Raw genomic sequence first — 505 nt, 5'->3', positions numbered from 1 at the left:
TTCACGTTTGGAACATTTGATTCCACACAATTCCAATTGGAAATCGAACGAGAATTGAAATTCACATCACCGGAAAACGATGTCGACTTCATTGAAATCGATGGGGTCGATGGTGATTTGGCGGTGTCACGCAAACGATTCAAGGGAACGGAAATTTCCTTCCCTTGTCGTCTTCGTTTGGATGCAAGCCGCAACATCGAAAACATGTCGCAACAAATCTCAAATGGTTTGAAATTGCAAACGGGTTGGCGATTATTGAACTTTTCGGGGATGCCTAACAAATCATTTGTGGGTATGTTCACCGATGCTTATGACATCGAACGAACGACCGCAATGTTCGGCAAGACCGTCTTGACCTTCAAATTGAAACCATATGCGTATTTGCGCACGGGCTTAGTTGCCAAAAACACAACGGCGGCGGCAACCCCAATTCGACAAGTCAATGCGGGTACTCGACCATCCAAACCAATCATCCGAATCGATGGAACGGGTGATGGGTCTATCA

At 45.7% G+C, this 505-nt stretch carries 1 protein-coding gene; it reads left to right on the top strand.

Annotated features, from left to right (window positions below; all coding sequences use genetic code 11):
- Positions 1 to 36 precede the first annotated feature (36 nt).
- Positions 37 to 505, top strand: a 469-nt coding sequence (locus N1032_RS28135; RefSeq protein WP_259544049.1) for a hypothetical protein, incomplete at its 3' end; no start/stop codon positions are given.

The organism is Herbiconiux daphne (assembly GCF_024979295.1).
GTDB classification, from domain to species: Bacteria; Actinomycetota; Actinomycetes; order Actinomycetales; family Microbacteriaceae; genus Herbiconiux; species Herbiconiux daphnes.
Note: the sequence above shows the minus strand (reverse complement) of the source record. Positions and strands in the feature narration are given on the sequence as shown.